General features: G+C 53.6%; 9 protein-coding genes. All 9 read left to right on the plus strand.

What is annotated here, in order from left to right:
- Positions 1-10: 10 nt before the first annotated feature.
- Positions 11-1237 (plus strand): oligosaccharide flippase family protein, encoded by a 1227-nt coding sequence (locus IEY52_RS10865; RefSeq protein WP_268239720.1) that lies wholly within the window; start codon positions 11-13, stop codon positions 1235-1237.
- Complete coding sequence (glf, locus tag IEY52_RS10870) at positions 1234-2373, plus strand: UDP-galactopyranose mutase (protein ID WP_189002703.1); 1140 nt, start codon at positions 1234-1236, stop codon at positions 2371-2373. Before IEY52_RS10865 ends, glf begins: the two co-directional genes overlap by 4 nt.
- On the plus strand, positions 2360-3571 hold the full coding sequence (locus IEY52_RS10875) for a glycosyltransferase family 4 protein (RefSeq protein ID WP_189002704.1): 1212 nt from the start codon (positions 2360-2362) through the stop codon (positions 3569-3571). Before glf ends, IEY52_RS10875 begins: the two co-directional genes overlap by 14 nt.
- Positions 3572-3638: 67 nt before the next feature.
- Positions 3639-4535 carry a glycosyltransferase family 2 protein gene (locus tag IEY52_RS10880; RefSeq protein ID WP_189002705.1) on the plus strand — a complete coding sequence of 299 codons (897 nt, stop codon included), beginning with the start codon at positions 3639-3641 and terminating at the stop codon, positions 4533-4535.
- Entirely contained in the window at positions 4532-5458 is a 927-nt protein-coding gene (locus tag IEY52_RS10885; protein WP_189002706.1) for a glycosyltransferase family 2 protein, read from the plus strand. Before IEY52_RS10880 ends, IEY52_RS10885 begins: the two co-directional genes overlap by 4 nt.
- A 35-nt stretch (positions 5459-5493) precedes the next feature.
- Positions 5494-6519 carry a dTDP-glucose 4,6-dehydratase gene (gene rfbB, locus IEY52_RS10890; protein ID WP_189002707.1) on the plus strand — a complete coding sequence of 342 codons (1026 nt, stop codon included), beginning with the start codon at positions 5494-5496 and terminating at the stop codon, positions 6517-6519.
- Positions 6516-7589, plus strand: a complete 1074-nt coding sequence (locus IEY52_RS10895) for a glucose-1-phosphate thymidylyltransferase (protein ID WP_189002708.1) — start codon at positions 6516-6518, stop codon at positions 7587-7589. The genes rfbB and IEY52_RS10895 overlap by 4 nt, the downstream gene beginning before the upstream one ends.
- Positions 7590-8138 (plus strand): dTDP-4-dehydrorhamnose 3,5-epimerase family protein, encoded by a 549-nt coding sequence (locus IEY52_RS10900; RefSeq protein ID WP_189002709.1) that lies wholly within the window; start codon positions 7590-7592, stop codon positions 8136-8138.
- The gene (locus tag IEY52_RS10905; RefSeq protein ID WP_189002710.1) at positions 8135-8872 is read left to right on the plus strand and encodes an SDR family oxidoreductase; all 738 of its coding nucleotides are present in this window, start codon (positions 8135-8137) and stop codon (positions 8870-8872) included. The genes IEY52_RS10900 and IEY52_RS10905 overlap by 4 nt, the downstream gene beginning before the upstream one ends.
- The last annotated feature ends 157 nt before the right edge of the window (positions 8873-9029 follow it).

A 9029-nucleotide genomic window follows, 5' to 3' on the forward strand; every position in this document is an offset into this window, starting at 1 on the left:
AATAAGTGGTGTGCTGGCTTTGTTTGGGACCAGGGTGGTTTCCCTCATTGTGCCGCTGATCACCATCCCTTTTCTGGCCCGTGCACTGCATCCTGAAGAATTTGGCAAAGCCATTGCTGCCCAGTCTTTTGGTATCCTGCTCAGTGTGCTGGTGGAATATGGCTTCAACATTTCTGCCACACGGGAAATTGCAGTGTCCCGTGAAAACAAGCCCAGGATGACAGAAACTTTGCAGCATGTTTATGGAGCAAAAACCATGCTTTCTGTGGTTGGAGGGCTTGTTTTCATGCTGGTTGGGATGAATTACAAAGTGTTTGGCGGTGACATTTGCTATCCGATTTTTTCGGTTTTGTATGGCATTGCACTGGGATGTTACCCCATCTGGTTTTTTCAGGGCATCGACAGGTTGCCCAGATTTTCCATGATCGAATTGACCAGCAAGATCGTGGCGGGATTTTTGATCATCCTGCTGGCCAGAACATTCGGTACTGGATTGCTGGTGATCATCATTTATGCCCTCTCGAGTGTTGTGACTCTGGTCATATCGTCATTGCTGATCATGAGAGAAGGTTTTGTGTTCTCTCTGAAACCAGATCTTCGCCATACACTTTCAGCCCTTAAATTGGGGTGGCAGATGTTCATTTTCAGGGCCAGTGTTTCTTTGTATTCAACGGTGACCCCATTGATTCTGGGCACAATTGTGAATCCATCGGCAGTTGCTCTGTATGGCAATGCGGATAAAGTCAATAGGCTGTCGCTGGAAGGATTTTCGGCTTTGACGGCCATTGTGTTTCCCAGAGTGTCTCGGTTGCTGCAAGAAGATGCGCCTGCGGCCAGGAATGCCGTAAGAAAAATCCTGGATGTCGGAATTTTGCTGGGCCTGCTGATTGCTGTGGTCATCTGGTTTTTTGCCCCCGAAATCATCCACCTGATTCTGGGTGAGAAATACCATTCGGCAGTGCCTGTATTGCGAATTCTTGCCCTCAGCATCCCATTTCTGGTGATGAGCAACATCCTGGGATTGCAGTGGATGATTGCAAATGGTCATGACAGGCAGTTCAATTCCATCATCATTTCGGCATCTGTTCTGAACATGATTTTGATTTATCCAGTTGCGTTTTACTGGTCTTTAAAAGGCGCGGCATTTCTGTCTGTGACCACTGAAATTTTTATTGTGATTTGCATGGTGTCTTATGTGTCCCAAAAATCAATATCCCTGTGGAGGAGAGCACAATGAAGGTTGACTGGTTGATTGTAGGTGCAGGTTTTACGGGCTCCACGCTTGCAGAGCGTCTCGCAACGCAAATGAACAAAAAAATTCTGGTGGTGGACAAAAGAGACCACATTGGTGGAAATGCCTACGATGAGCACAACACAGATGGCATTCTGACCCATCTGTATGGACCTCACATTTTCCATACCAATTCAGAGAAAATATGGCATTACCTGTCGCAATTCACCAGCTGGCGCTCATATCATCACCATGTGCTGGCTGTTGTGGACGGCAAAGAAATCCCCCTGCCCTTCAACCTGAATTCTTTGCAAGAAGTTTTCCCGGCTGGGCTGGCCAACGTGCTTGAAAATGCACTGATCAGTGAATTTGGATATGGCAAGAAAGTGCCGATTTTAGAACTGCAGAAAAGCAGCAACGAACACCTCAGGTTTCTGGCCGATTTTGTTTACAACAAAGTCTTCCTGAATTACACCAGAAAGCAGTGGGGATTGCGTCCAGAAGAGCTGGATGCAAGTGTCACAGGACGGGTGCCCATTTACATCAGCAGGGACGACAGGTATTTTCAGGACAAATACCAGGGATTGCCAGAGTTTGGCTACACCAGAATGTTTAAAAACATGCTCTCCCACAAAAACATCAAAACCATGCTGAACACGGATTACAAAGAAATCATCGATGAAGTGCAATTTGAAGGCATGGTCTATACCGGACCCATTGATGCCTTCTTTGATCATCGGTTTGGGAACTTGCCTTACAGAAGCCTGGAATTTAAAACCATCAGCGAAAACAAACCCAGAATCCAGAAAGCCGGGACTGTCAATTATCCCAATGATTATGATTACACCAGAATCACCGAACAAACCATTCTGACGGGCCAGGAATCTGGAAAAACCACTTTGATCGTTGAATATCCTCAGGCTTACGTGCCCCAGGTCAATGAACCTTACTATCCCATCCCCCGTGAAGAGAACAGGATTCTGCTGGAGCAATACCTGGAAGAAGCCAGAAAGCTCAAAGAAAAAGTGATTTTTGCTGGAAGATTGGCCGATTACAAGTACTACAACATGGATCAGGCCTGCGGAAGGGCGCTCAGCATTTTTGATGAGATCCTCAAAGAGGAAAAAAATGGCTCGCATTAATTTTGTGGTGCCTCCCATAGATGAATTTAAATTCACGGGAGGTTTGCTGTGCATCTTTGAATACGCCAATGGCCTGAGCGAGCTGGGTCATGAAGTGGTGGTGACTCCACTTTACCCATCCCCTCACCCAAAGTGGTTCAAACCCAAATTTTCCATTGCCAATCCACAAACCTCAAGTATGAAAAACAGCTTGCTGGGGGTTGCAAAAAGCTTGCTGGATTACTCCAGAAGCAAAGACAAGAACAAAGTGCGTGCAGCAGTCAACAATCTGTTGACACACTTCACCAGATACTCTGGATATTCTCTGAGGAAAGGAGGATACCAACAGCTTTTTTCGGGCAGCACCCAGAAGCGTGATTTTGATGTGGTGGTTGCCACATCTTTTGAAACTGCTTTTGTGGCCTCTGCTTATTATGAAGCAAATAAAATTTATTTCATTCAACACTATGAACCTTATTTTTCTGTAGACCTTGATGATCCCTGGGGAGCAAAAATAGATGCCGAGTTGAGTTATTTTCTGGACATGAACATTGTGGCCAATTCTTCCTGGCTGGCTGGAACTTTAAAAAGCAAACACAACATTGATGTTTTTGGTGTGAACCCCAATGCCATCGACTTTGAGGTTTTTCATCCAGAGCGCAGCCGCACTTCCGATGAATTTGTGGTGATCAGCTATGGTGGGAGGCTTGCCACCTGGAAAGGCTTCAAAGAAGCTGCAGAGGCCATCCGAATTGTGCGCCAGACCATCCCTGATCTGAAATGGCAGGTGTTCGGGGATGCGTTGTTGCCCCCAGACAATGACGTTGCACCGTATGAAGCTCTGGGATTCATTTCAGGGGGAACACTCAGAAAAGCCTATTCAAATGCAGATGTTTGCCTGTGTCCCTCCTGGTATGAAAGCTTCCCCCTGTACCCTCTGGAGGCCATGGCTTGCGGAGCAGTGGTGGTCACCACGCCTTTTGGCACGGAAGATTATGCCACCGATGGCCACAATGCATTGTTTGTGCCTCCAAAAGATTCTCAGGCCATGGCAGATGCCATCATCCGTTTGTACCATGACAGGAAATTGCTCTCCCAGATGAGGGAAAATGGTTTGAAGTCATCGAAAGAATTCACCTGGACCCATGCCATTCGCAACATGGATCAAAAAATCAAAGCCATCCTCCACATGGACCAGGCGGTGGATGCTGTCTTATGAATTTTCCAGAAGGTTTGAGTGCTCCCAGAACCGTTGAATTCTTTTGCATGACCCTCAGAGGAGCCGCATGACCACCGGAGCCGTCATCGTCACCTTCAACCCGCAAAACCCGCTGGATGACCTGCTGGGTCAGCTTCTGGAGCAGTGTGACCGGGTGCTGGTGGTGGACAATGCCTCCCAGAAAGACCTGAATTTGCAGCGGTTTGAAAACCATCCCGGACTCACCCTGATCCGTCTGTCAGACAATTTCGGGATTGCCCATGCCCTCAATGTGGGTTTTGCAGAGCTGCAGAAAACCGGGACGGATTTTGTGTTCACCTTTGATCAGGACAGCAAGATTGAGGCGGGTTTTGTGCAGTCTGCCCTGGAGGTTTTTGGGCAGAACACCCCGGACACCGCACTGGTGGCCCCCAACTTCTTCGATGTGAACTCCAGAACCTACGCCCGCTTCACCCTCTTTGAGAACGGCAGCATGGAGTCTTTTCAGGTCAGCGAAAGTGACATTGGACGGGAAATCCGCACCAGTTTTGCCATCACCTCCGGGGCCTGCATCCGCATGACCGCCCACCAGAAAGCCGGGCCGTTGCGCGACGATTACTTCATTGACCACGTGGACTCCGAGTACTGTCTGAGGCTGCAAAAAGCAGGCTTCAAGCTGCTGGTGAATCCGGCAGTCTGCTTCAAGCATGCCATCGGGAACCGCACGGTGCACAGATTTCTGGGCCTGACCTTCAAACCCAACAACCACTCTTACCTCAGGCGCTATTACATCTCCAGAAACGGTTTCCACATGGCGAAACTGTACCGTGAAGACTTCCCGCAAATGCAGAAACTGAACCTGCTGCGCATGATCCACGAGGTTGGCTGTGTGGTGCTCTACGAGACCGGAAAACTCAAGAAACTGTCTTACATCGTGCGCGGCTACCAGGATGCCAGAAACAACAAACTGGGGAAACTGACATGAAAACCATCTGTCTGGTGCTCCCCACCCTCAATCCAAAACCCCACCAGCAGGAATTTTTGCGCCGCTTGCAGGCCCAGAAGTTTCCTGCAGAGGTGCAGCTTCAGGTGGTGGTGGTGGATTCTGCTTCCACGGACGGCACCCTGGAAGGCTGGAAAGGCTTTGAAGTCCTTCCCATCGAGCGCAAGGACTTCAACCACGGGGGCACCCGCAACCTGGGTGCAGGCTGCCACCGCGAGGCCGATGTGTACGTGTTCATGACCCAGGATGCTTTGCTGGAAGGCGAAGACGCCCTGTACCAATTGGTTAAACCCATCCTGCAAGGCGAGGCCATCGGCGCCTATGGCAGGCAATTGCCCCACCAGGGCAGCACCTTGCTGGAAGCCTACACCCGCACCTTCAACTACCCCGCCACCTCCCAGACCAAGACCCGTGCAGATGTGTCCCGTCTGGGGGTCAAGGCCTACTTTTTTTCCAATGTCTTTTCTGCAGTTCAGGGGAAGGCGTTCTGGGACCTGGGTGGTTTTCCCAGCGACACCATCATGAACGAGGACATGGCCATGGCCTCCCGAATCCTGCATTCGGGAGGTACGATCAAGTACGTGGCAGAGGCAAAAGTGCTGCACTCGCACGATTACACCCTGCAGCAGCAGTTCCGGCGCAACTTCGATGTGGGGGTGTTCTTCCACGATTCCAGCGCACTGTTGCCCGGAGCAGGAGTGGGCAAAGAAGGGGTGCGTTTCGTGCTGGCCCAGATTCAGCATGTGGTGCAGCAGGGGAGGCCATTGCTGGCTTTTAAAGTGGTCACCGAGTCTGCTGTCAAATACCTGGCTTTTCAACTGGGGAAGCGCCACCCCCTGATTCCCCTGAACCTCAAACGCAAATTCAGCATGCACAGTTACCACTGGTTGCAGCAGCACCGCTGACCAGTTTTGAAGGAGTGAATGAAGGAGTGAATACCATGAAGAATGTACTTGTCACCGGCGGTTGTGGATTCATCGGATCCAACTTTGTGCGCCTGCTGCTGGACACCACAGCTGTCCAGGTCGTGATCCTCGACAAAATGACCTACGCTGCCCGCAAGGAGAACCTGCAGGACTGCTGGGAAAACCCCCGCCTCTCGCTGGTGGTGGGAGACATTGGCAACCAGGAACTGGTGCGGCACCTTGTTCAAAGCCACAACATCGACCTGATCGTCAATTTTGCTGCAGAAACCCACGTGGACCAGTCCATCCTGGGGCCCCTGGTGTTCACCGACACCAACGTGCGCGGCACCCAGGTGCTGCTGGAAGTGGCCCGTGAATTTGGCCTTCGCTTTCACCACATCAGCACCGATGAGGTGTACGGACACATTCCAGAGGGCCACCAGAGCATTGAGAGCGATCCGCTGGAACCCCGCAGCCCATACAGTGCCTCCAAGGCAGCCGCAGATCAGCTGGTGCAGGCTTACTTCATCACTTACGACCTGCCCATCACCATCACCAGAGGGGCCAACAACGTCGGGCCGTACCAGTTCCCAGAGAAGGTGATTCCACTGTTCACCACCAATGCCCTGCAGGACCAGCCCCTCCCTGTTTATGGAGATGGCCTGCAGATGCGCGATTACGCCCATGTGTACGACCACTGCACCGGCATCCTGAAGGTGCTGGAAAAGGGCCAGATTGGAGAGGTCTACAACGTGGGCACCGGACTGGAAATGACCAACCTGGAAATGACCCAGATTGTGCTGGACACCCTGGGCAAACCCCAGACCCTGATTCGTCACGTCACGGACCGCCCGGGCCATGACCGCAGGTACAGCATGAACGTGGACAAACTGCGTGCCCTGGGCTGGGAACCCAGATACCAGCCAAAAGAGGCCGTGGCAGAAACCGTGCGCTGGTACCGCGACAACGACTGGTGGTGGCTCCCCATCCGGCAAGGCAGTTTCCAGGCTTACTACCAAAAGCAGTACGGTGAACGCCTCAAGGAAAGCCAGCAAGCATGAAAGGCCTGATTCTCTCTGGAGGAAAAGGCACCCGCCTGCGGCCCCTCACACACACCCGTGCCAAGCAGCTTGTGCCCATCGGGAACCGGGCCAACCTGGATTATGCCGTGGATGACCTCTCAGACATGGGCATCCGGGACATCGTGGTGGTGATCTCCCCGGAAACCGGAACCGAAGTGCAAAACCACCTCGGAGACGGCTCTGCTTACGGGGTGAATTTCACTTACGTGCTGCAGGACCAGCCCCTTGGCCTCGCCCACGCAGTCAAAACCGCCCGTCCCCACCTGGGAGAAGAGCCTTTCGTGATGTACCTCGGAGACAACCTGCTCACCGGAGGCATCGGGCATCTGCTGGAAGCCTACCACGAGGGGGAAACCGCAGCCTGCATCCTGCTCACCGAAGTCCCCAACCCCCAGTCTTTCGGGGTGGCCGTGCTGGACGAACAGGGCCAGATTTCCCGGTTGATCGAGAAGCCCGCTGAATACGTCAGCCCCTGGGCCCTGGTGGGTGTGTACCTGTTCACCCCCCTGATCCACAAGGTCATCGAGACCCTGCAGCCCAGCCCCAGAGGGGAACTGGAAATCACCGATGCCATTCAGGGCCTGATCGACTGGGGTTTCACCGTGCGCTCTGAGAAGGTGCGCGGCTGGTGGAAAGACACCGGAAAACCCGAAGACCTGCTGGATGCCAACCGTCTGGTGCTCAGCCGCCTGGAACGCAACATTGCGGGCACTGTGGAAGAAAGCGAACTGGTCGGGGAAATTGAAATTGCCGCCGGAGCGGTGGTGCGCAACTCCCGACTGCGTGGACCCATCAGCATTGCCGCCGGAGCTGTGATTGAAAACGCCTACGTTGGCCCCTACACCAGCATCGGACAGAACGCTGTGGTCAAAGACGCCGAGGTGGAATACAGCATCCTGATGCAGGGCGCACAGATCCGGCACCTTTCCCGCCGTCTGGATGCCAGCATCCTGGGTGAGGAGGCCTGGATGGGAGGCCGCAGCCGCAAATCCCACTCCTACCAGGTGATCCTGGGAGACCGCTCCAGCGTGGTTGTGGACGGAGAATAAATGAACAACTGGAAAATCAACCTGGATCCCTCCATTTCAGAAGACCTCAAATTTGAAAGCTACCCCGCTGCCCCCCAGATCGACGGGGTGTGGACCCACGCCCTGCGCAAGATCCGCTCGGAAAACGGGGCCTTCATGGAATACCTGCGTCTGGACGAGGCCGGGGTGCAACAGTTGCCCGGAAACCTCACCCCCAGACAGATCAGCGTGTCCTGGGCGGCCCCACAGCGGGTCAATGCCTTTCACATCCATGTGAAAGAAGAACAGAACGAAATCTGGTGCGTGATCCAGGGGCAACTGACCATCTGGATTGTGGACTGCCGCCAGGGTTCTGCCACCTTTGGGGTGAAACGCAAACTGGTGCTGAGCGGAGAACAGCCCACCATGGTGCACATCCCCAGTGGTGTGGCCCACGGCTACCAGGCCAGCGAACAGGGCGCGATCCTGCTTTACACCATGGATGCCCAGTTCAACCTTGCAGACCCCAACGAGGGGCGTTTCCCCTGGGATTACTTCGGAGAGGACCTCTGGCAGGAGGACCGGGGATGACCCCCAAACCCACCCTGCTGGTCACCGGAGGCACCGGGCGCATGGGCAAGGAACTGCTGCCCATGCTCACGGATTTTGAGGTGCTTGCTCCAGGGCGCAGCGAACTGGATTTGCTGAACCCACAGAGCATCCGGGCTTATGTCGCTCAGCATCGGTTTGATGTGGTGCTCCACCTGGCCGCTTACACAGATGTGGCAAAAGCAGAGAAAGAACAGGAATTGTGTTACCAGACCAACGTGCTGGCCGTCCGGCATCTGGCGCAGGCCACCCGGAATGCTGCACGGTTTGTTCACATTTCCACGGATTACGTCTTTGACGGTGAACGCGGCAACTACCAGGAAGACGAGGTGGTGAACCCCAGCAACCAGTACAGCCTCAGCAAAGCCCTGGGTGAAGAAGCCGCACGTGCACACCCCGGCCACCTGATTGTGCGCACCAGCTTCAAAATGGCCCCCTGGCCTTACCCCAGAGCCTTCTCGGACCAGTACACCAGTGCAGATCACGTGGATGTGATTGCCAGAGAACTCCTGCTGCTGCTGCAAAACCTGCACCGTGTGCCTGAAGACCTGCGCACCCTGCATGTGGGCACAGAGCGCAAGAGCATCTTCGATCTGGCAAAGCAGCGCACCCCTGCTGTGACCCCCATGAGCCGCCTGGAAGCCCCTGTGCACATCCCCCCGGACGTCAGCCTCAACACCGAGCGCTGGGAAGCCCTCAAGGCCAGCTGGATGTGAAAAGCGGGTCAGCAAGACCGTTTCTCTCGGGTCCTGCTGAGAAGTCAACAGTTCACAGTAGACAGTAGACAGTAAATAACTGAAGTTACGCACCGAGTGGGACAGGTGACTTGAACAGTTCTCTGAGGTTTCGAAGTTCTTCCCAGGCTGCTTGAAC

Source organism: Deinococcus roseus (genome assembly GCF_014646895.1).
In the GTDB taxonomy this organism is placed as follows: Bacteria; Deinococcota; Deinococci; order Deinococcales; family Deinococcaceae; genus Deinococcus_C; species Deinococcus_C roseus.